The sequence below is a fragment of the Rhodoplanes sp. SY1 genome (genome assembly GCF_046000175.1).
Taxonomy (GTDB): domain Bacteria; phylum Pseudomonadota; class Alphaproteobacteria; order Rhizobiales; family Xanthobacteraceae; genus Rhodoplanes.
In genome coordinates this window covers 1-21,169 of sequence record NZ_JBEOMB010000076.1, presented here as the reverse complement: position 1 = coordinate 21,169, position 21,169 = coordinate 1, and the positions used below count along the sequence as shown (strand labels likewise).

General features: G+C 70.9%; 20 protein-coding genes. 7 read left to right on the top strand and 13 right to left on the bottom strand.

Annotation, left to right across the window (positions count from 1 at the left end; translation table 11 throughout):
- Window positions 1-80: 80 nt before the first annotated feature.
- The 8 genes from ABTU92_RS19450 to ABTU92_RS19415 all read right to left on the bottom strand — a co-directional run bounded on the left by ABTU92_RS19450 (window position 81) and on the right by ABTU92_RS19415 (window position 8,617).
- Window positions 81-1,463, bottom strand: a complete 1,383-nt coding sequence (locus tag ABTU92_RS19450) for a sigma-54 interaction domain-containing protein (RefSeq protein WP_408093287.1) — start codon at window positions 1,461-1,463, stop codon at window positions 81-83.
- Between the two features lie 82 nt (window positions 1,464-1,545).
- The gene (fliN, locus tag ABTU92_RS19445; RefSeq protein WP_408093286.1) at window positions 1,546-1,896 is read right to left on the bottom strand and encodes a flagellar motor switch protein FliN; all 351 of its coding nucleotides are present in this window, start codon (window positions 1,894-1,896) and stop codon (window positions 1,546-1,548) included.
- Window positions 1,897-1,911: 15 nt separating this feature from the next.
- Window positions 1,912-2,541: a flagellar assembly protein FliH gene (gene fliH / locus ABTU92_RS19440; protein ID WP_408093285.1), complete on the bottom strand. Its 630-nt coding sequence runs from the start codon at window positions 2,539-2,541 to the stop codon at window positions 1,912-1,914.
- Between the two features lie 61 nt (window positions 2,542-2,602).
- Window positions 2,603-3,667: a flagellar motor switch protein FliG gene (gene fliG / locus ABTU92_RS19435; protein WP_111359339.1), complete on the bottom strand. Its 1,065-nt coding sequence runs from the start codon at window positions 3,665-3,667 to the stop codon at window positions 2,603-2,605.
- A gap of 15 nt (window positions 3,668-3,682) precedes the next feature.
- Window positions 3,683-5,326, bottom strand: coding sequence for a flagellar basal-body MS-ring/collar protein FliF (gene fliF / locus ABTU92_RS19430; protein ID WP_408093284.1), 1,644 nt, complete (start codon window positions 5,324-5,326; stop codon window positions 3,683-3,685).
- A 457-nt stretch (window positions 5,327-5,783) separates the two neighbouring features.
- Window positions 5,784-6,059: a DUF1153 domain-containing protein gene (locus ABTU92_RS19425; protein ID WP_008383176.1), complete on the bottom strand. Its 276-nt coding sequence runs from the start codon at window positions 6,057-6,059 to the stop codon at window positions 5,784-5,786.
- Window positions 6,060-6,331: 272 nt separating this feature from the next.
- Window positions 6,332-7,012, bottom strand: a complete 681-nt coding sequence (locus ABTU92_RS19420) for a flagellar hook assembly protein FlgD (RefSeq protein WP_408093283.1) — start codon at window positions 7,010-7,012, stop codon at window positions 6,332-6,334.
- A 42-nt stretch (window positions 7,013-7,054) separates the two neighbouring features.
- Entirely contained in the window at window positions 7,055-8,617 is a 1,563-nt protein-coding gene (locus tag ABTU92_RS19415) for a flagellar hook-length control protein FliK (protein ID WP_408093282.1), read from the bottom strand.
- Between the two features lie 371 nt (window positions 8,618-8,988).
- Here ABTU92_RS19415 and mnmA point away from each other — a divergent pair, with 371 nt between their 5' ends.
- The 3 genes from mnmA (at window position 8,989) to ABTU92_RS19400 (ending at window position 11,619) form a co-directional block, all read left to right on the top strand.
- Window positions 8,989-10,212, top strand: a complete 1,224-nt coding sequence (mnmA, locus tag ABTU92_RS19410; protein WP_408093281.1) for a tRNA 2-thiouridine(34) synthase MnmA — start codon at window positions 8,989-8,991, stop codon at window positions 10,210-10,212.
- A 34-nt stretch (window positions 10,213-10,246) separates the two neighbouring features.
- Window positions 10,247-10,918 (top strand): class I SAM-dependent methyltransferase, encoded by a 672-nt coding sequence (locus ABTU92_RS19405; RefSeq protein WP_408093280.1) that lies wholly within the window; start codon window positions 10,247-10,249, stop codon window positions 10,916-10,918.
- A gap of 269 nt (window positions 10,919-11,187) precedes the next feature.
- A complete protein-coding gene (locus tag ABTU92_RS19400) occupies window positions 11,188-11,619 on the top strand; it encodes a DUF805 domain-containing protein (RefSeq protein ID WP_408093279.1) in 432 nt (143 codons plus the stop codon).
- 153 nt (window positions 11,620-11,772) lie between these two features.
- Here ABTU92_RS19400 and greA read toward each other — a convergent pair whose 3' ends face one another.
- Together greA and ABTU92_RS19390 are read right to left on the bottom strand one after the other, a co-directional pair.
- The gene (gene greA / locus ABTU92_RS19395) at window positions 11,773-12,255 is read right to left on the bottom strand and encodes a transcription elongation factor GreA (RefSeq protein ID WP_408093278.1); all 483 of its coding nucleotides are present in this window, start codon (window positions 12,253-12,255) and stop codon (window positions 11,773-11,775) included.
- 130 nt (window positions 12,256-12,385) lie between these two features.
- Complete coding sequence (locus ABTU92_RS19390; RefSeq protein ID WP_408093277.1) at window positions 12,386-13,201, bottom strand: hypothetical protein; 816 nt, start codon at window positions 13,199-13,201, stop codon at window positions 12,386-12,388.
- Window positions 13,202-13,352: 151 nt separating this feature from the next.
- Between ABTU92_RS19390 and ABTU92_RS19385 the strand changes: the two genes are divergently transcribed.
- The 3 genes from ABTU92_RS19385 to ABTU92_RS19375 all read left to right on the top strand — a co-directional run bounded on the left by ABTU92_RS19385 (window position 13,353) and on the right by ABTU92_RS19375 (window position 17,106).
- Window positions 13,353-13,769 (top strand): DUF6496 domain-containing protein, encoded by a 417-nt coding sequence (locus ABTU92_RS19385; protein WP_408093276.1) that lies wholly within the window; start codon window positions 13,353-13,355, stop codon window positions 13,767-13,769.
- Window positions 13,770-13,863: 94 nt separating this feature from the next.
- Window positions 13,864-15,771: a malto-oligosyltrehalose trehalohydrolase gene (treZ, locus tag ABTU92_RS19380; RefSeq protein ID WP_408093275.1), complete on the top strand. Its 1,908-nt coding sequence runs from the start codon at window positions 13,864-13,866 to the stop codon at window positions 15,769-15,771.
- Between the two features lie 69 nt (window positions 15,772-15,840).
- A complete protein-coding gene (locus tag ABTU92_RS19375) occupies window positions 15,841-17,106 on the top strand; it encodes a Zn-dependent hydrolase (RefSeq protein ID WP_408093274.1) in 1,266 nt (421 codons plus the stop codon).
- Between the two features lie 6 nt (window positions 17,107-17,112).
- Here ABTU92_RS19375 and ABTU92_RS19370 read toward each other — a convergent pair whose 3' ends face one another.
- The 3 genes from ABTU92_RS19370 to ABTU92_RS19360 all read right to left on the bottom strand — a co-directional run bounded on the left by ABTU92_RS19370 (window position 17,113) and on the right by ABTU92_RS19360 (window position 20,355).
- Window positions 17,113-18,648: an ADP-ribosylglycohydrolase family protein gene (locus ABTU92_RS19370; RefSeq protein WP_408093273.1), complete on the bottom strand. Its 1,536-nt coding sequence runs from the start codon at window positions 18,646-18,648 to the stop codon at window positions 17,113-17,115.
- A gap of 244 nt (window positions 18,649-18,892) precedes the next feature.
- A complete protein-coding gene (locus ABTU92_RS19365; protein WP_408093272.1) occupies window positions 18,893-19,900 on the bottom strand; it encodes an SLAC1 anion channel family protein in 1,008 nt (335 codons plus the stop codon).
- A 95-nt stretch (window positions 19,901-19,995) separates the two neighbouring features.
- Window positions 19,996-20,355: a hypothetical protein gene (locus tag ABTU92_RS19360; protein ID WP_408093271.1), complete on the bottom strand. Its 360-nt coding sequence runs from the start codon at window positions 20,353-20,355 to the stop codon at window positions 19,996-19,998.
- 227 nt (window positions 20,356-20,582) lie between these two features.
- On the opposite strand from ABTU92_RS19360, the gene ABTU92_RS19355 reads away from it, so the two are divergent.
- Window positions 20,583-20,909, top strand: coding sequence for an HU family DNA-binding protein (locus tag ABTU92_RS19355; RefSeq protein WP_378476681.1), 327 nt, complete (start codon window positions 20,583-20,585; stop codon window positions 20,907-20,909).
- Window positions 20,910-21,169: the final 260 nt, after the last annotated feature.

Here is a 21,169-nt window from a genome sequence, read left to right as displayed (position 1 = left end):
CGTGGCGAGATTGAGTCACGCGGCGGCGAGGCGGCGGCGGCGAAGGCAGGAGCGGACGCGGGGGTCGGCACGGCACGCCCTCAGCCGGCCAGGCGCACGTCGCCGTGCGGGCTCGTGCTGCCGTGCGGCGCCGGCACCGGCACGCCCTCGGCCGAATACTCGTTGAGCTTGTTGCGCAACGTGCGGATCGAGATGCCGAGGATGTTGGCGGCGTGGGTGCGGTTGCCCAGGCAGTGCTTCAGCGTCTCCAGGATCAGATCGCGCTCGACGTCGGCGACCGTGCGGCCGACGAGCGCGCGGGTCACCGCCTCGGCGGCGAGCGTCGCGTGCTCGACGGCGGCCGGGCGCGCCTGGTCGAGGCGCTCGCCGTCCGGGGTGAGAATCGCGTCGGCGCCGATCTCGTCGCCGGAGGCGAGCAGCACGGCGCGGTGCATGGTGTTTTCCAGCTCGCGGACATTGCCGGGCCAGCGGTTCACGGTGAGCTGGTGCTTGGCGTCGGCCGACAGCGGCCGCACCGGCACGCCGTTCGCCTGCGCGTATTTGCGCACGAAGTGATGGGCGAGCTCGAGGATGTCGCCGGGCCGCTCGCGCAGCGGCGGGATCTTGAGATTCACGACGTTGAGACGGAACAGCAGATCCTCGCGGAACGTCCCTTCGCGCACCGCCTCGGCGAGGTTGCGGTTGGAGGTCGCGAGGATGCGGATGTCGACCGGCACGGGCCGCGTTCCGCCGACCCGGTCGATCACCCGCTCCTGCAGGGCGCGCAGGAGCTTGGCCTGCAGCCGCACCTCCATCTCGGAGATCTCGTCGAGCAGCAGCGTGCCGCCGTTCGCCTCCTCGAACTTGCCGACCCGACGGGCGATCGCGCCCGTGAAGGCGCCCTTCTCGTGGCCGAACAGCTCGGACTCGAGGAGCTGATCGGGAATTGCCGCGCAGTTGACCGAGATGAACGGTCCGCGCGACCGGCTCGAGCGGCCGTGGACGTAGCGGGCCAGCACCTCCTTGCCGGTGCCGGACTCGCCGGTGATCAGCACCGAGGCGTCGGACGGCGCGATCTGCTGGGCGAGCTTGACGACGTTGGCGGTCGCCTGGTCGCGATAGACGAGCTCGCGCGAATCGTCGGCGACGGCGGCCAGCACGGCCGCGATCATCTCCGGATCCGGCGGCAGCGGGATGTATTCCTTGGCGCCCGCATGGATCGCCGCGACGGCGGCGCGCGCGTCGTTGGTGGTGCCGCAGGCGACGATCGGAACGTGGATGTGCTCGGCCTCGAGCCGCAGCACCAATTCGCGGATGTCGAGGGCGACGTCGACCATCATCAGGTCGGCGCCGCGGCCCGAGCGCAGCACCGCCATGGCCTGGTCGCTGCTCTCGGCGTGGGTGACGCTCGCGCCCTTGTCCATGGCGATCTTGGTCGCCACGGTGAGCTGGCCCTTCAGGGTGCCGACGATCAGGAGGCGCATCACACTTGCTCCGTCGCTCGCGGGCGCTCGACCGCGTGGGCCTGTCGCGCCGCTCTATCGGATGTCGCGGAAGCCCGTCGCATCACGCGCGATCCGCCTTGATGATTTCCGTCATGGTCACGCCGAGCTTCTCCTCGACGAGCACCACCTCGCCGCGGGCGACGAGTCGGTTGTTGACGTAGATGTCGATCGCCTCGCCGACCCGGCGGTCGAGCTCCAGCACGGCGCCGGGGCCGAGCTTGAGGAGCTCCCCCACCTCCATGCGGGCGCGTCCGAGCACGGCCGAGACCTGCACGGGCACGTCGAACACGGCCTCGAGATCGGAGGCCGCGTGGGTCGTCGCCTCGGCTTCCGCGAGGTCGGTCTCCTGCTCGACCACGCTGTGGTCGGTGTCGAGATTGGGGAAGGGAACCTTCGTCTCGTCGGTGGCCATCACGTCCCTCCCACGTCACCCGTTGCCGCCGCGGCGCGCGTCGATGTAGCGCGTCACCGCATCGTCGATCGCCGCCTCGATCTCGGCGCGATCGCGCACCAGCCCGCCGTCCGCCCATTCGATCCGGCAGTCGCCGGGTGGAATGTCGGCGGCGCCCAGAACCACCAGTCGTCCCTCGAAGCCGCGCGCCTTCGCCATCGCGGCGAGCTTCTCGCGCGCGAGGTCGTAGAGCGTCTCGTTCACGCGCACCACCACATGGGGCGCGCTCAACAGCTCGCCGAGGCACGCCGACATCAGCGCGCCGATCTCCGCGAAGGGCTGCTCGGCGATCAGCGCCGGCGCCAGCTTGCGGGCGATCGCCGCGGCGACCTCGACGGCGTCCGCCTCGAGCTTGGTGGTGATCGCCGGAAGCTGCGCCGCGGCGATCCCCATCGCGGCGGCGATGCGGTCGAAGGCGGCGGCGGTCTGCCGCTCGGCCTGGGTGCGGGTCTGCACCTCGGCGGCGGTGAGGCCCTTCTGGTAGCCGCGCTTCTCGGCCGCCGCGATCGCCGCCTCGTGGTCCTCGGGCGAGATGGTCGGCTCCGCCTTGGCCTTGGTCGGGGCGGCGAAGTCGAGATCGAACAGGAACTTGGCCGGAGCGTTCACGGGGCGACCCTCCGGACCGGGACGAGCGCGCGCGGGTGCAGGGAGCGGTTCATCACGGTCCTCAGTACACCAGCTCTTCGTCGGCACGGTTCTTGGTGATCATGATCTCGCCCTTGCCGGCCAGATCCTTCGCGAGATTGACGAGCAGCGCCTGCGCCTCGTCGACCTCGCGCAGTCGCACCGGGCCGAGCGCGCCCATGTCGTCGTTCAGCATCTTGGCGGCGCGCGACGACATGTTCTGCATGAAGAAGTTGCGCACCGGCTCGGAGGCGCCCTTGAGGGCGATCGCCAGCTTGTCCTTGTCGATGTGGCGCATCAGCGTCTGGGCCGAGGCGTTGTCGAGCTTGATCAGGTCGTCGAACGTGAACATCAGGCTCTTGATGCGCTCGGCGCTCTCGCGGTTGGTCTCCTCCAGCGCCGTCATGAACCGCGTCTCGGTCTGGCGGTCGAAGTTGTTGAAGACCTCGGCGATCAGCTCGTGGGCGTCGCGGCGCCGCGTCTGCGACAGGCTCGACATGAACTCGGTGCGCAGCGTCTGCTCGATCCGCTCGATGACCTCCTTCTGCACCGACTCCATCCGCAGCATGCGGTTGACGACGTCCATGCCGACGTCCTCGGGCAGGATGCCGAGCACCTTGGCGGATTGCTCGGGCTTGAGCTTGGAGAGCACCACGGCGACGGTCTGCGGGTACTCGTTCTCCAGATACTTGGCGAGCATCTCCTCCTGGACGTTGGAGAGCTTCTCCCACATGTTGCGGCCGGCGGGGCCGCGGATCTCGTCCATGATGCCGGATACCCGCTCGGGCGGCAGGTACTGCTGGAGCAGGCGCTCGGTGGCGTCGTAGGTGCCCATCAGGGCGCCGGAGGCGGAGAGGCGCGAGACGAACTCGAGCAGCAGCTCCTCGACCGCATCGGCCGGGACCGTGCCGAGGCTCGACATGGTGACCGAGAGGGTGCGCAGCTCGTCGTCGTCGAGCAGCTGCCAGATCTTCGCGCCGTACTGGTCGCCCAGCGCGAGCAGCAGCACGGCGGCGCGTTCCGGGCCGGTGAGCTTGACGGAGGGGCCGCCGGCCGGCTGCCGCGCCGCCAGCGCGGCCACCACGGTCTCGAGGTCGTTCTTGGCCATCGTTTCGACCCTGGATCACTTCTGCTCGTGCAGCCACTGACGCAGGATCTGCACGGTTTCCTGCGGGTTGCGTTCGGCGAGCTCGCCGACCTTCTGGATCGACTGGGCGTGGACGCTGCCCTGCACCTGCGCGAACTCGATCATCTTCGAGGTCTGGCTGGAGACCGCCTTGGCCTCCTCCTCGCTGTGCGGGATGCCGTCCGGGATGTTGGCCGGGACGCCGGCGAGCGCCGGGAGCGGCGCCTCGCCGGTCAGCGCGGCGATCGCCTCGGGCGTGATGATGCGGCGGACCAGCGGGCGGATCACGAAGAACAGGACGACGAGGCCGAGGAGCAGCATCACGCCGAGCTCGATCGCCCGCATGATGTCCTCCTTGGTGAACTGCAGCATGCCGAGGAACCCGCTCTGGTCCGGCATGGCGATGCTCTGCGTCTCGGCGAAGCGCAGGTTGACGACCTCCACCTGGTCGCCGCGGCGCTGGTCGAAGCCGATCGCCGAGCGCACCAGCATGGCGATGCGGTCGAGCTCCTCCTTGCTGCGCTCCTGGTAGGTCAGCTCGCCCTTGTCGTTGCGGCCGTACACTCCGTCGACCAGCACGGCGACCGAGACCCGGTTGACGCGACCGCCCTCGATCACCTTGGTCTCGGTGATGCGGGTGATCTCGTAATTGTTGATCTCCTCGGTCTTCTTGCTCTGGTCGCGCGGGCTCGGCGGCTGCGCCGGCTGGCCCTGCTGGGCGTTCGGCAGCTCGGTCGACACGCTGACCTGACCCTGCTGCTCGGTGGTCTGCGACTGTTCCTCGCGGGTCTGGCTGGAGCGCAGCACCCGGCCTTCCGGATCGTAGCGGTCCTGGGTCTGGGTCACCCGGTTGAAGTCGAACTCGGCGGTGAGCTGCACGCGGGCGCGGCCCGGCCCGACGATCGAGGTGACGATCGACTCGACCTGGTCGCGCAGGTTGCGCTCGTAAGCGAGCTTGCGCTCGTCGCCCGAGACGCCGGGCCCGTAGGGATCGCCGGCGGCGCCGTCGGCGAGCAGCCGGCCGGTCTCGTCGACCACCGAGACGCGCTCCGGCTTCAGCCCGTTGACGGCGGAGGCGACGAGGTGGCGGATGGCGCGCACCTGCTGGGTCTCGAGCTGGCCGCGGACCTTGAGGGCGATCGAGGCGGAGGGCTCGAGCTTGTCGCGCGAGAACAGCGGCCGCTCGGGAATGACGAGGTGGACGCGGGCGCCCTGGACCCGGTCGAGCGACCGGATGGTGCGGGACAGCTCGCCTTCCAGCGCGCGCAGGTGGTTGATGTTCTGGACGAAGCTCGTGGTGCCGAGCGAGTCCGACTTGTCGAAGATCTCGTAGCCGATGCCGCCGCCCTTGGGCAGCCCGCCCTCGGCGAGCTTCATCCGCAGCCGGCCGACCTTCTCCTTCGGCACCATGATGATGGCGCCGTCGTTCTTGAGCTCGAAGGCGATGCTCTGGCGTTCGAGATCCTTGATGATCGCCGAGGAGTCCTCGAGCGTGAGGTCGGTGAACAGCGGCACCATCTGGGGCGCCGTCACCTTGAGGATCACGAAGGCGAAGAACCCGATCAGGGCGGCCGTGACGGCGCCCATCGCGGCGATGCGCGCGGGTCCGAGTGTCTTGACGAAGGTGATCAGACCATCCACGGCACGACCCTGAGGCGAGGGTGACTTCCAACCTGTTATGTCGGCTGATGAAAATCACCGACCCGGCAAGTTTTGCCGGGTTCATGGTTTCGAATTGGTTAACGCCGTGGTTAACCATTGCTTCACGGGGCGAAAATCAGGGTCGCGTGGCCGCGGGGACGCACTGTGGCGCCATGGCGACGCCGCGTCGGCACCAGGCCGACGCGCGGGGCGCGGCGCGGTGGTCCCGAAAGTCGGTCGGGAGGGCGGGTGTCCGGTCGGCCCGAAAAAGAAAAGGCCGCCCGGAGGCGGCCTGTCGCCGATCCGATGGTGACACATCGGCCGGCTGGTCGAGCGGAGCGGTCAGGGGGGCTTGCGAGGTCCGTCCGACGCGACGACGGCCCCGCCGAGGCGGGGCGTGAATCCGGCGGCGCCGCGACGCTGGCGGCCGCGACGAGAGGCGTGGGCCCGGCGGGCTCTACTGACGATACTGTTGCAGGCGCGTGGTGCGCAGGCCGGCAAGGCCGTGGCGATCGATCGAGTATTGCCAGGCCAGGAACTCTTCCACCGTGAGGGTGTAGCGGCTGCAGGCCTCTTCGAGTGACAGGAGGCCACCGCGAACCGCGGCGACGACCTCGGCCTTGCGGCGGATCACCCAACGCTTCGTGCCCGGTGCGGGGAGGTCGGCGATAGTCAAGGGGCTACCGTCCGGCCCGATGACATACTTCACCCTCGGGCGGTGGGGTTCGGTCATGGACGAACTCACGCTACAGGAACTGAAAAACACCCCCATACGATAGGCCGGCCCGCTTAAAATTTGGCTAAGCGTCCGTAAAAAAAGGGAAAACATCGACCGGCAAAGTCCCCCGGTCGGAGACGCCAAAGGGCACTGCACAACGTGCCGACAAATCGTTTGACATCAATATGATACGGGCGCGACGCCGGGTGCGCCGGGGCGCTCGCGCGGCCGTCGGTCGCCGCCCGGGAGCCGGGCGGGCGCGGAAAGGAATTCAGGGGGGCGGGGGGTCAGCGGCTGACGATGCGCTTGATCTTGTCGAACGTGAAGGTCTGTCCGCCGACGCTGAGAACCGGGGGCGTCTGGGTCAGGTCGACGGAGTCGACCTTGCCCGTCACCTCGGTCGGCACCGCGACGGTCTGCCCGGCGGCGTCGACGGCGCTGATCGCGATCTTGTAGTCGCCGGGCGGCCACTTGGTGCCGTCCTTGCTGCGGCCGTCCCAGGTGAACTTCTGCTCGCCGGTCTGCAGCGTGTAGGTCCCCGCGAAGACCGTCTGGCCGGAGGAGTTGGAGATCGAGATCGAGGCGGTCGCCGGCTTCGGGGAGTTGAACGACCAGGTCGCCATGCCGTCCTGCGGCAGGGTCGCGCTGGTGCCGTCGACCGCGACCGTGGAGCCGATATAGCCCAACGCCATCGTGGTCTGCGCGCTCTTCTCCAGCGCGATCAGGGTCTCGAGCTGCTGGTTGGTCTTGAGCTGCTGCTCGACCTGCGAGAACTGGACGAGCTGCTGGGTGAACTGGTTGGCGTCGAGCGGATCGAGCGGGTTCTGGTTCTGCAGCTGCGTCGTCAGCATCTGCAGGAAGGTCTGGAAGTTGTTTCCCAGGACCATGGCGTCGTTCGGCTTGGCGCCGTTCGCGGTGACGGCCGCCGTCGCGGAGAATTGGGTACCGTTGACACTGCTGGTCGCCATGGCGTTGCGCCTTCTGGTTCGTATGCCGATCGCCACCGGGGGTCAGACCCGGATGTCGACCCCTGTCGCCCGGCCGAACAGCCGCCCGTAGGTGGCCCTCAGCTCCGTCACGCCGGACTCGCCGCCGCCCTCGACGGTGCCACGGCCGCTGCCGCGGTGGGCGGAGCGGCTCTCCGGCTCGTATTGCTGTCCGCCGCTCTGGTCGCGCAGGGAGAACTGCATGGCGCCCTGGTCGGCCTTGAGGCCGGCGTCCTGGAGGGCGCGCTCGAGCTGGCCGGCGTCGCGGCGCAGCAGCTCGAGCGTATCGGCCCGGTCGGCCGTGATGCGCGGCACCACGGTGCCGTTGCCGTCCACCTCGAGCTTGACGTGGACGCGACCGAGGTCGGGCGGGTCGAGCCGGATCTCGAAGGAGTGCTTGCCGTTCTTGGCCTGGGCCGTGATCTCCACCGGCACGCCGGCGAGGGGCACCGGTGCCGACGCTTCGCCCCGCCCGGTGGTGACCTGGGTGGCGCCGGCCTGGGCCGTGCCCGTGATGGTCAGCCCTTCGGCGCGCGCGAGACCCTGCGCGGCTGCGGCGACCTGGGCCGCGGTGGGTGCGGCCGATTGCGGGGACGCTCCGGACGGCTGCGCCGTTATGGCGTCGGGACGGGTGTCGGGCTTCGGGCCGGCCTCGGGCCGGTGACCACCGGTCCCGATCGTCTCGGCCTCTGCATGTCGGCTCTCGGGCTTGCCGGCGCCGGCGGTCTCGGGCGGCAGGATTCCGGTGGGCTCGTCGGCCGCCGGGCCGGCCTCGGTCGCGGCGGCGGCCGTCGCCGGTGTGCCCTGCGTCGCCTTCGCTTCGGTGGCCTTCGCCGCGGTCGTGGTGTCGGTGCCCTTGGCGGTCGCGCCGGTCGTCGCGGCGTTGCCGGCCGCGGCCGGCATCCCGGCGGTCTCGCCGTCCGTGGATTCGGTCGGGACGCCGACCGGCCGAGGGGCGGCGGTGCCGGCCGCGACCGGCTCGCCGACCGGCGCCGTCGCGTCGGCGTCGACCGGGGTCGCGGTCCCGGCGGCTGCGAGGGCGAGGGCCGGGTCGACGACGGCCGCGATGGGCGTCGGGGTCGTTGCCTGCGTCGCGGCGGCGGCGGCTGCCGCGGCGGCTGCGGCCGGATCGACGACCGTGGCGGGATCCGCGGTCGCGGCGTCGCCATCGGCCTGGTCCTGGTCGCTGCCCGGCTGGCCGTCCGGCTGGCTGCCCGGCTGGCTGCCCGGCTGGCCGGACCCGGCGACCGGGCGACCGCCCGCGGTCGTTGCGTCGGCACCCGGTTCGGCCGGCTCGTCGGCGGCGACGGGGTCGTCGGTGGGCGCGGTGTCGCGGTCGCGCGACGATGGCGGGCGGCTGCTGCGATCGGCTGCCGGCGTGCGACCCGCGTCGCTGCGCGGCGTGCCGGTGGGATCGGTGGCGCGCTGGCGCGTCTGGGCGTCCTGGCTGGCCGATGCGGCGACGTCCTGGGCGTCGTCGATCAGGCTGGCGAAATCGGTATCGCTCGACGGCGTCGTCCGCGCCGCGGTGCGGGCGGCCTGGGCGGCGGCGGCGAAGGCGCTCGTGTCGATGCTGAGAGTGGGCACGCTCTCGACCCTCTGGTTCGTTCGGGACCCATTTTGCAAGCGGCGGGCCATCCAAAACGTGCCGAAAAAAGTCGATATACCAGAGGTTTGGGCGCATTAGCCGGAGCCGGTGACAGCCTCGGGTCCGGCATCCCTTGCTGCCGGCCGGCAAGTTCTGCCGGGCCGGCGCTCCGGCGCGCGGCCCGGGACCGCGACGGCGCGGCGCCCCAGTTTGGAACGGTTCGTCTGGCGGGCCGCGGACCGGCTCCCTATAGTAAAGAGGACACGAGAGCCGCGGCCGCGCAGCGGGCGGCATGGCCCGCCGCCCGGCGGGACGAGGCGGCGCCGCCCCGGCGGCCCACGGTGAGGAGCGCGGCGAGCCCGCGGCGACGATGCGGAACAGTCTCGATCTCGACACGCGGCCGGCCGACACCCGCGTGGTGGTCGCCATGTCGGGCGGGGTCGATTCCTCGGTCACGGCCGCCCTGCTGAAGCAGGAGGGCTTCGACGTCGTCGGCGTCACGCTGCAGCTCTACGATCACGGCGCCGCCACCCATCGGCTCGGCGCCTGCTGCGCCGGCCAGGACATTCACGACGCCCGCCGGGTCGCGGCGCAGATCGGCATCCCGCATTACGTGCTCGACTACGAGAGCCGCTTCAAGGAAGCCGTCATCGACCGCTTCGCCGAGAGCTACGTGCATGGCGAGACCCCGGTGCCCTGCGTCGACTGCAACCAGTCGATCAAGTTTCGCGACCTCCTCGGTACCGCCCGCGAGCTCGGCGCCCGGGTGCTGGCGACCGGCCACTACGTCGCCTCGCGCGCCATGCCGGATGGCGGCCGCGCGCTGTTCCGGGCCCGCGAGGAGGAACGCGACCAGAGCTACTTCCTGTTCGCCACCACGCGCGAGCAGCTCGACATCCTGCGTTTCCCGCTCGGCGAGCGGACCAAGGCCGAGACCCGCGACCTCGCCCGCCAGTTCGGGCTGGAGGTCGCCGACAAGCACGACAGCCAGGACATCTGCTTCGTGCCGACCGGCCGCTACACCGAGGTGATCGAGCGCCTGAAGCCGGGCGCCGCCGAGCCGGGCGACATCGTCGATCTTTCGGGCCGGGTGCTCGGGTCGCACCAGGGGATCATCCGCTTCACGGTCGGCCAGCGGCGCGGGCTCGGCATCGCGGCCGGCGAGCCGCTCTACGTGGTGCGGCTCGACGCGGCGACGCGGCGCGTCGTCGTCGGCCCGCGCGAGGCGCTGCGGACCACGCGGATGCGGCTGCGCGACGTCAACTGGATCGGCGACGGCACGCTCGACGCGGCGCTCGCCGCCGCCGGCCGGCTCGAGGTGTTCGTCAAGGTGCGCTCGACAAGGCGGCCGCAGCCGGCCTGGGTGCATCGGGCGGCCGACGGCGCAGGTGAGATCGAGGTCGAGCTGGTCGAAGGCGAGGAGGGGGTTGCCCCCGGGCAGGCCTGCGTGTTCTACGACGCGCTCGGCGGCCAGGCCCGCGTCCTCGGCGGTGGATTCATCCGCACCGCGGCGTCGGCGGCCGAGCCGGTGCCGGTGCTCGCCGACGCGCCGGCGGCGCGACGCGGGCCGGCGGTGGCGGGCGCGCGGCGCTGACAGTATTGCTTAAGGTCTTTTCGGGGCTGATCCGATGGCAGACGATCTCGATCGCGACAAGGTCGCCAAGGCGTATGCGCGCTGGGCGCCGATCTACGACATGGTGTTCGGGCAGGTGTTCGAGCGCGGCCGCAAGGCGGCGATCGCGGCCGTCGAGGCCACGGGCGGCGGCCGGATTCTCGAGGTCGGCGTCGGCACCGGCATCTCGCTGCCGGACTATCGCCGCACCAACCGGCTGTTCGGGGTCGACATCTCCGAGCCGATGCTGCGGAAAGCCCAGGAACGGGTGGTCGCGCAAAAACTCGACAATGTCGAGGTGCTCTCGGTGATGGACGCGACCAAGCTCGCCTTTCCGGACGGCTGGTTCGACGTCGTCGTCGCCCAGTACGTGATCACGGCCGTGCCGGACCCGGAGGGGACGCTCGACGAGTTCGCCCGGGTGGTGAAGCCGGGCGGCGAGATCATTCTCGTCAATCACATCGGCGCCGAGAGCGGCGCGCGGAAGATTTTCGAAGCCGCCTTTGCGCCCATCGCGCGAAAACTCGGCTGGCGCCCGGAGTTCCCGTGGGAGCGCCTCGCCCGCTGGGTGGAGAAAGCCCCCGGCATCCGCTTCATCGACCGCAAGCCGATGCCGCCGCTCGGCCACTTCTCGCTGATCCGCTTCGGCCGGGTGGCGGGAGCGCCGAGCCTGCGGGCGGCGGAGTAGGCGACGCGATCGTAGATCGTAGCCTGCATGGAGCGCAGCGGAATGCAAGAGCCGCGCCCGCCGGTCCCCGCATTCCGCTGCGCTCCATGCGGGCTGCACGCGTCAGGCGGGCTGCACGCGTCAGGCGGGCTGCGCCGGCTCGCGCGTCCCGCCCAGCGGTCCGGCGTGACCGTGACCATCGCCGAAACTCAATCCTAACCCGAAGGTCGTATGATTACCCGCGTGAACGATCATGCGCCGAGTGGCATCAGGCACGATCGAGGGTCCCCGTGGCGTCGCTGTTCGCCTGGTTCTTCCTGAGTTTCCGCGGCCGCATCAATCGCCAGGAATACTGGCTCGGTCTCGTGTTGACGACGATCGTCGTTCAACTGCTCGGGTCCCGGCTCGTGGATCTGAGCCTCGCTGTGTTCGAGCCACGCAATCGCGTCTGGTATCGCGACGAGCTCGATTTCGCGATGGTTCTTCCGAAACTGCTGCTCCTCCTGGTCGTGATCTGGCCGGTGGTGGCGATAAAGGCGAAACGTGTTCACGATTTCGGGCTCTCGGCGTGGTGGCTGCTCGCCCTGCCGTCCGTGGTCGCGCTCGCGGACGCATTCCGCGTCGATCCATGGCACGTCTCCGGCCCGATCGTGATGACCATCCTCGGGTTGGTGCCGGGTACCCGCGGCGGCAATCGTTACGGCCCCGCGGCAGGTTCGTAGGGTCTCGGGCCGTCGTCTGCCGAAACGCAATCGTCGCCTGCATGGAGCGGAGCGCCGCGGACTGCAGGAACGGCGTCGCGCGTGATCCCCGCATTCCGCTTCGCTGCATGCGGGCTACGGTTTGCGGCGAGCGTCCTCGGCGTCCCGCCGCCGTTACTTGATCGCCAAAATCTCCAGCTCGTGGTCGCCTGTGCCGACGACGTCGCCGACGGATTTTCGCAGCAGGAGCCGGGCGACGGGCGAGACGAACGAGATCGATCCGGCCTTCGGGTCGGCCTCGTCCTCGCCGACGATGCGAAAGGTCTGCACGCGCCCGTCGGGGCGCTGGAACGTCACGGCGCTGCCGAACGCGACCACCTCGGTCGAGGTCGGGTCGGGGATCACCTGCGCGGTGCGGACCCGGACGGCGAGGTAGCGCGCATCGCGCAGCGGCACGGCCTCCTGCCGCCGGCGCTCGTTCACGTCCTCGATCGTCTGCGCCGCCTCGCAGGCCGCGCGCGCCGCCGCGAGCTGGCGCTCCAGCGCCGCGAGCCCCGCCGCCGTGACCAGGTTGGGATGCGGCGAGATCGGCCGATCGGGAAGCTGGGTCTCCGACGCCGTCTCGGCGCTGTCTTCCTTGGTGAACGCGACGCTCAAGCGAAAACTCCGTGTCGGATCGGACCGCCCCGACAGCATAACGATTGCGGCCGACGACTCCAGCGGCGCCCGCACCCAGCCTCGCCGGCCGACCGCAGATGGCGCTCGCCCCGCGGAGAGGCGAGACGTCTCACGGATCGCATTTCGTGTAGACGTCGATGCCGGGCTCGTCGTCGTCCGGCAGGGCCGCGCCCGACTCCTCTCGGTGATCCCAGGTCTTGATCGTGGCATTGACCAGCAGCGGCCGGCCCGCGACCTGTCGGAGCTGCCACACCTCGCGGCTCTTGTAGGAGGTCGCCTCGATGGTGCAGCTCATCTCCACCCGCAGCGTGACCTGACCGTCCGCCGACGGTGTCGCCCGGCCGTCGATCCTGACGAGATCGCAGCCGCTCTCCCAGCCCTTCCAGGACGTCGCCTCGACCTGGATGACGCCGCTGGTCAGGCTGAGACGCGGGCGCGGGCAGGCGCCGCCGGTCGGCCGGGCGAGCTGCCAGTAGCCGCGAAACGCCGGCGGAAAGCTCGCCCCGGCGGGCGCCGCATCGAGGTCGCGCAGGCCCACATAGTCGAAGCTCAGCGTGTCGGCCCGCGTGCCCTGCGGGCGGCAGTCCGGGCCGATGCGCGGCGCCTGGCCGGTCAGCACCACCTGACGGTCGTCGTTGCGGATGGTCCCGGACACCGCATACGTGAAGGTCCCACATCTCGGACGGAACAGCGTCGCGCTGCCGACGTAGCGACGGCCCTCGATGCGTCCCTCGAACAGCACGGTGTCGCGCGCCGCGCCCGCCTCGACGAGTCCGGGCCGCGGCTCGAGATACCGGAAGGTGCGGTCCGCCCCGTCGGCGACCAGGTACACGAGCGAGCCGTTGTGGGTCCACACGCTCCGCTCGACCGCGCCGGCGCCGGACGGGCAGCACGCCAAGAGCAGGATGCCGAGGACCGGTCTCATCGCGTCTCTCCGTTCGGTTTCGGAGCAGGTGATTTCGGACGGCCCGCGGTTCGACGCCGCCGCCTCGCGTTCACGAATGTATCGTCTTTTTACATTGCAACGGAACTCCGCTGCACCCCGTCCGTTACCGGACAGATTCGGAGGAGCGCCCATGGCCAAGACCGCGGCGAAGAAGCGGACCACGCGCACGACGTCCGGCAAGCAGTCGAAGCCACAGAAGGACACGATGGAGCGCGTCATGCACGAGTTCAAGCATGGCGAGCTGACGACACGCGGCGGCCGCAAGGTGAAGAGCCCGAAGCAGGCGATCGCCATCGGGCTGTCCGAGGCGGGCGCCTCGAACCGGCAGAGCCCGGCCGAGAACCGCCGCAAGCTGAAGCACACCAAGCGCAAGGAGCGGCACGGCCGGACCGGCCGCGCCGAAGCCGAGGGGCGGCGCAACGATCCGACCGGAAACGAGAAGCGCGACACTCGCGCGGCCCTCTATGCGGAGGCGAGGCGGCGCGACATCCCGGGCCGCTCGCGCATGAATCGTGATCAGCTCGCCCGCGCGTTGCGCCGGCGCTGAGGCGACGACGTTTCCACCTGGCACGGCAACGATAACCTCGGCACGGACGGGTGCGATGACGGCTCCTCTCTTTTCTCCGATGCGGGAGACGACCGTGGCGGCCGATGGAACGTTCGTGCGGGCCATGCCGATCGGCGCCGAGCCGCAGCCGGGCGGCGGCGTGCATTTTCGCGTCTGGGCGCCACTCCCCGAAGACATCGTCCTGGTGGTGGACGGGGCCGAATATCCGCTCGCGGCCGAGGATGGCGGTTATCGCAGCGTCTTCATCGCCGACGCGAAGCCCGGCGCGCGCTACGGCTATCGGCTCGACGGCGGTGCGACACCGCTGGCCGATCCGGCCTCGCGCTGGCAGCCGGACGGGCCGCATGGGCTGTCATGTGTCGTCGATCCGTCGACCTATCGCTGGCGCGACGGCGCCTGGAAGGGCGTGCGCGGCGGCGATCCGCACCTGATCACGGAGATTCATATCGGCACCTTCACGCCGGAGGGGACCTATGCGGCGGCGGCGCGGAAGCTGCCGCTCCTGAAGGACGTCGGCATCACGGTCGTCGAGCTGATGCCGGTGGCCGAGTTCGCCGGCGGCTTCGGCTGGGGCTACGACGGCGTCGACCTGTTCGCGCCGACGCGGCTCTACGGCACGCCCGACGATCTGCGCGCCTTCGTCGACACGGCGCACGGGCTCGGGCTCGGCGTCATTCTCGACGTCGTCTACAATCACCTCGGTCCGGACGGGAATTTCCTGCCCTTCTTCTCCAAGACCTATCTGACCGACCGCTACGACAACGAATGGGGCGACGCCATCAACTTCGACGGCGAGGGCGCCGCGCCGGTGCGCGAGCTGGTCCGCGAGAACGCCGCCTATTGGGTGCGCGAGTTCCATCTCGACGGCCTGCGGCTCGACGCCACCCAGCAGATCTTCGACGCGTCGCCGACCAACATCGTCGCCGAGCTGACGCAAGCGGCGCGCGCCGCGGCGCCCGGGCGAAGCGTGTTCGTGGTCGCCGAGAACGAGCCGCAGGAGGCTCGCCTCGTGCGGCCGCGTGACAAGGGCGGTTACGGGCTCGACGGCGTCTGGCACGAGGACCTGCACCACACCGCGCATGTCGCGCTCACCGGCCGGGCCGAGGCCTATTATTCCGACTACACGGGTTCGGCGCGCGAGCTCTTGGCCTGCGTCAAGCACGGCTTTCTCTATCAGGGGCAGCGGTCGCGTTGGCAGAATAAGCCGCGCGGCATGCCCTCCCTCGACCTGCCGGCTCACCAGCGCATCACGTTCCTCGAGAATCACGATCAGGTGGCGAACTCGGCCTGCGGGCGCCGGCTCGTCGACCTGACGGATCGGGCGCGGCTGCGCGTCCTCACGGCGCTGCTGCTGCTCGGGCCGGGCACGCCGATGCTGTTCCAGGGGCAGGAGTTCTTCTCGTCGACGCCGTTCCTCTACTTCGCCGATCACAAGCCCGACCTCGCCGCGGGCGTCGAGAAGGGGCGGCGCGAGTTCCTGATGCAGTTCCCGAGCGTCGCAGCGGTCGAGACAGCGAAGCCCGGCGCGTCCGAGACCTTCGCGCGATGCCGGCTCGACTGGAGCGAGCGCGAGCGCAACGGCGCCGCCGTCGCGCTGCATCGTGATCTGATCAGTCTTCGCCGCACCGACCCGGTGCTGTCCGGATATGCCCGCCTCGACGGTGCGGTGATCTCCGACGACGCCTTTCTGGTGCGGTTCTTCGGCGGCGATCACGGCGTCGGGGCGGCCGAGCGCCTGCTGATCGTCAATGTCGGACGCGAGGTCGCGCCGGCGATCATCCCCGAGCCGCTGCTCGCCCCGCCGGAGGGGCAGGAATGGCGCATGCTGTGGTCGAGCGAGGACGCCGCGTATGGCGGCGAGGGCGCCCGTCCGCCGCTCGCCGCGGACGGCACCTGGGTCTTTCCCGGGCGCACCGCCGTGCTGATGGAGACGGTGGCGGCCCCGGCGGAGACCGCAAACAGGGTTGCCGCGAGCGACTGACGGGGGCGTGCCGGCCGCGGTGGTACAACCCGGTCCGTCGCGCTAAGCCTCGGGGCGAGGAGTGCTCCGATGCCCGTCACCAATTCACCGATCGACCAGGACCGTCTCTGGGCCGACCTGATGGCGCTCGCCGCCCACACGGATCCCGACAAGCCGTGGACGCGGCGCTCTTTCACCCCACGTTTTCTCGATGGCCGCGACTGGCTGGCGAGACGCTTTCGCGAGGCCGGCCTCACGGTGCGAATCGACGCCGCCGGCAACTTGATCGGCCGCCGCGAGGGCCGCGTCCCCGGCGCCAAGGCGATCACGATCGGCTCGCATTCGGACAGCGTGCCGAGCGGCGGCCGCTTCGACGGGCCGGCTGGCGTGCTGGCCGGGCTCGAGGTGGCGCGCGCGCTCGCCGACCGCGGCATCGCGCTGGACCATGCCTTCGAGGTGATCGACTTCCTGGCCGAGGAGCCGAGCGAGTACGGCCTCTCCTGCGTCGGCAGCCGCGGCATGGCGGGTGCGCTCGGGCCGAACGAGCTCGCCATGACCGGACCCGGTGGCGAGACGCTCGGCGCCGCGATCGCCCGCGTCGGCGGCGCGCCGGAGCGGCTTGCCGAGGCGGTCCGCGACGACATCGCGGCCTATCTCGAGCTGCACATCGAGCAGGGCACGGTGCTCGAGTCCCAGAAGCTCGACGGCGGCATCGTCACGGCGATCGTCGGCATCACCCGGCTGGAGATCGTCTTCGCCGGCGAGGCCGCGCATGCCGGCACGGTCGGGATGCGCAGCCGGCGCGACGCCTCGCTCGCCGCCGCGTCCGCCGTGCTGGCGGTGCGCGACGTCGCCACCGCGCTGCTCGACCGCGGCGAGGGCTACGTCGTCGCCACCACGGGCATCGTCACGGTGTCGCCGGGCGCCGCCAACGTGGTGCCGGGCGAGGCCCGCGTCGTCGTCGATGCGCGGGCCGAGACCAAGGCGCTGTGCGGGCTGCTGGTCGCCGGCATCGAGAGCCGCATCCGGGCGATCGCGGCCGAGACCGGCGTGACGGTGGCGCGCTTCGCGACGCTGTCCAGCAACGACCCGAGCACCTGCGATCCGCACCTACGGCAGGCGCTCGCCGAGAGCGCGGCGGCGCTCGGCGCCGGCACCACCGTGATGGCCTCGGGCGCCGGCCACGACGCGGCTTTCGTGTCGCGCATCGCCCCGGCCGCGATGCTGTTCATCCCGTGCCGCGAGGGCCGCAGCCATTGCCCCGAGGAATGGAGCGAGCCCGGCGAGGTCGCCGCCGGCACGGCCGTGCTGTTCGAGGCGGTCACCCGCCTCGACCGCACGCTCGCGACGTCCTGATCCGGCTCAGGGCGTCTGGCCGCGGCGGACCTGGTCGAGGCGCGTGACGGTCGCCGAGGGGGCGGCGACCGCCGCGGCGCGGATCGACTGGTCGTGCAGGGCGCCGGCGCGACGCTCGATCTCGTCGCGCCAGGCGAGCCGCACCAGCCAGTCCTCCGGGATCGCGGTGACGCCATACAGCGCGCCGGCGAGCTGGCCGGCGACGGCCGCCGTGGTGTCGGCGTCGTAGCCGAGATTGGCGGCGGTCAGCACGGCGCTGCGGAAGTCGCCGGTGCGGGCGACGCTCCAGATCGCCGCCTCCAGCGTATGCGCGACATAGCCCGTGGACTTGATGGCGTGGCGGGTCTCGCCGCGCCACGAGCCGTTCATCACGGTCGCGATCGGTCCAACCAGCCCGTCGCCGCGCGGCCGGAACACGGCCGAGGGCGGGGCGCCCGCGATGGCGTCGGCGAGCATCGCGGCGAACGCCGCGCAGGCGTCGAGCGTCTGCGGCGCGGCGTGGGTGACCTGGCTCTGCGTCCGCGCCGCCTCGGTGCGCGCCGGAGCGTCGTTCCACCAGCGGATCGCCACCGGCGAGAGGCGCATCAGCGAGCCGTTGCCGGCGATCTCGGGGGAGGGCGAGCCGGCGAGTGGGTCGCCGGTGCGCTGCCACGTCTCGATCGCCTCGCGGGTGGCGTTGCCGATGTCGAAGCAGACGCCCGTGCAGGAGTAGCGGCCGTCGCGGTACCAGGCCTCGAAGCGGCGCATCAGGTCGGTCGGGTCGACCCGGCCGCGCTCGAGGAGGCTGTCGGCGAGCGCCAGCGCCATGGCGGTGTCGTCGGTCCACTGGCCCGGAGTCAAATGGAAGGGGCCGCCGCCGACCATGTCGTCGATGCGCGGGCAGGTGTCGCGCACCTCGAACTCCAGCGTGGTGCCGATTGCGTCGCCGACCGCGAGGCCGACCAAGGCGCCGATGGCACGCCCGCGGATCGCGTCGTCGAGGTCGGCCGGCCGGGCCTCCGGGATCGCCCGCTGGGCGCGCACGAATCGCTCCTGCTCGACCGTGGCGATCGCCCCGGGCCGCGCCCCGCGCACCGCCCGGATCGCCTCGTCGGTCGGGACGCCGAGCTCGATCATCAGCCGCGCCGCGATGGTGCCGGCCCGACCGAGTCCGCCGCGGCCGTGGACGACGATGTCGAAGCCGCGCCGCAGAAGGCCGCGCAGCACCTCGCCGACGCGGATCCAGTCGCGCTCGAAGCGGACGTCCGGGATGGACACGTCGGTGATCGGCAGGTGGAACCAGCTCATGTGCCGGGCCTCGATCTCCGGCCCCAGCCGGACGACGTCGAGGTCCTCCAGCTCGCGTGGCTCGAGCAGGGTCACGACGGCGCTGGCGCCCCAGTCCCGCACGGCATCGAGGTCGGCGGCGAGGTCGCGGTACCACTCGCCCGCGAGGACCTCGGCGTCCTTCTTGCCGGGACAGAAGGTGATGCCGATCCGGCCGAGGCCGGGGCCCGGCTGGACGGCGCCGATGAGCAACGGATGCGAGACGGAGGTCCGCATGGGCGATCTCCTGGCCTGTGACGCTGGGCGGGCTGGCACGAATGGGCCATGGAAGCCGACCGGACCACCGGAATTATGAGCCAGCTCAAAAAGCGAGCCGAAATTCACATCAGCCAAAGGTCTAATCGTACCGCCTGCGGGCCGACGTGGCGCGGGCCGCAAAAAAGGGGCGCCCGGCTCCGCGTCGGGAGGCCGGGCGCCGGGGACCGCGGGCGCGGGCAGAGAGCGGGGGGAGCCGGGCGCGTCAGTGCTCCGGCTGGCAGATGGCGCCGGCGGCGATGGCCCGCACGGTCGCCACCACCAGAATGGCGAGCACGACGGCGAGCACCGCATAGAGCGCGACGAACAGGACGAGGGCCGGCGTGCCGCCGATCGTCTCGGCGAACACCGAGGCGGCGGTGGCGAGGGCGGCGAGCGGGAACGAGTAGGCCCACCACGACAGCGCGAAGCGGATGCGGGCCATCTGGCCGATCTTGGTAGCGACCAGGAGGAACAGGCCGAGCCCGGCATAGAAGAACAGCCGGGCAAAGCCGTCGAGCACGCCGCCGTCGAGCTTCACGTAGGCGAGGAAGCCGACCGCCGGCGGCGCCACCAGGATCATCAGGGTCGGCAGCAGCCGGTCGGGCAGCGGGTTGTGGAAGATCAACCGGTTGAACACCAGGGTGAGCAGCACGATCCAGAACATCACGCCGAACGAGAAGAAGAACCAGCTGATCTCGACATGGCCGAGCGGCACGCCGGCGAGCGGCACGATGATGTTGCCGACCGCCGGGATGAACCAGGCCGGGTTGAGGTGCGGCGGCTCGAACGGGCGGTGGCCGATCCAGGTCGAGAGGATGACGAGGCTGAAGGTCAGATGCAGGGCGGCGCCCGCCGTCCACAGGGCGCCGGCGACCGCGCGGTCGAGCGGAAGCGCGATGATCGACAGCAGCAGCAGCGAGATGCTGATGGTCGGAAAGAAGCTCAGCCGCACCGGATGATGCCACTCGGCGACCACGGCCTGGCGGTGGCGTATCAGCTTGGCGGCGTAGAAGGTGGCGACCGCGACGAACAGCCCGGCCGCGATGCCGCCGAGGACGAGGCTGGCGATCTGGCGGGTGCCGAGCAGCAGCTCCAGCCGGTGGGTGGCGATCGCCAGGCCCGCCGTGCCCATCACGGTGGCGAAAAAGCTGACGGGGAAGTGCTCGAGGCGGGGCGTCGCCTCGGGGAGGGCATCGGCTGTGCCGGTCGCGGTGGCGGTGGTGTCGGTCATCGGGGTCCTCGTCGCCGGACGCGAAGCAAGAGCCATACCTCGTCGTCCGCTGCTCGGCACCCTGGCGGCAGGGCGGCCGCCCGTCTGTGACGATGTCACCGGGGCGGAAGCAGGCCGGCGTCGGGCTCGGGCACCAGGCGGAGCGCCATGTCGTCGATGAGGGCGTCGCGGCGCGTCTCGACGGCGAGCATCGCGTCGCGGCTCTGGCGCAACGTGCCGGCGTTCGAGCCGTGCACGACGATGCCGCCGATCACCGCGGTGAGGCCGCCGAGGAGGGTCAAGGGATCGGCGGCCCACAGCCCGAGCACGATGCCGGCCAGCAGGACGGCACCGAGCCCGATCGCCACTTGGGCGGCCAGCATGAACTTGCGGCAGCTCTCCGCGATCGCGGCGAGGCGCTCGATCTCGTCCTCGAGCCGCGCGATCTCGTCGGCGAACAGTCTGTCTTCGGGCACGCTCCACCCCCTCGCACCGGGCCGGCGGCAGTCTAGCCTCGTCGTGCCGGACGGGGCCAGAGGCGCGGCGATTTCTGGTCGGTCGTCGGATTCGGGCGCGAAATGGCCCGGAATCGGCATCGAACCGGTGGAACACGCCCGCTGCGCAGCACTTTGCTGATTTCCTGGGCGCACGAATCGGCTAAGGGGGCTGAGACGTGTAAGCACAGTGACGAGGAGCAAACTCGATGGCGAAAGCCGCTACGTCCAAGCCGGCCGCGGCCACCAAGCCGGCCCAGGCGACCGTGACGCTCAAGCATCTCGCGGCGACGATCGCCGGCAATCACGAGCTCGCCAAGAAGCAGTCCGAGGCGATCCTGAGCGACATGATCGGCCTCGTCACCAAGCACCTGAAGAAGGGCGACCGCATCCGCATCAGCGGGCTGGGCATCCTCCAGGTGAAGAAGCGCGCCGCCCGCATGGGCCGCAACCCGGCCACCGGCGAGGCGATCAAGATCAAGGCGAGCAAGAAGATCGCCTTCCGGGCCGCCAAGGAGCTCAAGGACGCGATCTGATCGCGCCTCGCGTTCCGACCGACCGGTCTTCGCAAAACCCGCCGTCGCGAGACGGCGGGTTTTCGCGTTTCGGATGCTCATGGTCGGTGACGGCGGGTGCTCTCCGACGACGCGCCGAATGCAGCGCCGCGTGTCCCGGGCGCGGCGCATCGCGCCGCGCCGGGACCCAGGGGCGATCAGGCGAGGCGGTCGGAGGCCCATTCTGTCGTGTGGCCGTCGTGGGGCCCCTGGGCCCCGGCTCTGCGGCGCATCAGGCCTGT